The sequence below is a fragment of the Mycobacterium angelicum genome (genome assembly GCF_002086155.1).
Lineage (GTDB): Bacteria > Actinomycetota > Actinomycetes > Mycobacteriales > Mycobacteriaceae > Mycobacterium > Mycobacterium angelicum.
The window spans coordinates 1-420 of record NZ_MVHE01000295.1; the positions used below are offsets into that span (position 1 = coordinate 1).

Below are 420 nucleotides of genomic sequence, written 5' to 3' on the forward strand. Positions count from 1 at the left end.
GTGAGGACCTCGAGGCCCAGGTAGCGCCGTCCTTCGATCCATTCGTCGTGTTGTTCGGCGAGGACGGCTCCGACGAGGCGGATGATCGAGGCGCGGTCGGGGAAGATGCCCACGACGTCGGTTCGGCGTCGTACCTCTCGGTTGAGGCGTTCCTGGGGGTTGTTGGACCAGATTTGGCGCCAGATCTGCTTGGGGAAGGCGGTGAACGCCAGCAGGTCGGTGCGGGCGGTGTCGAGGTGCTCGGCCACCGCGGGGAGTTTGTCGGTCAGAGCGTCGAGTACCCGATCATATTGGGCAACAACTGATTCGGCGTCGGGCTGGTCGTAGATGGAGTGCAGCAGGGTGCGCACCCACGGCCAGGAGGGCTTCGGGGTGGCTGCCATCAGATTGGCTGCGTAGTGGGTTCTGCAGCGCTGCCAG

General features: G+C 65.0%; 1 protein-coding gene. It reads right to left on the minus strand.

Annotated features, from left to right (window positions below; all coding sequences use genetic code 11):
- On the minus strand, positions 1 to 420 hold a 420-nt coding region (locus BST12_RS29465), incomplete at both ends, for a transposase (protein ID WP_211281422.1).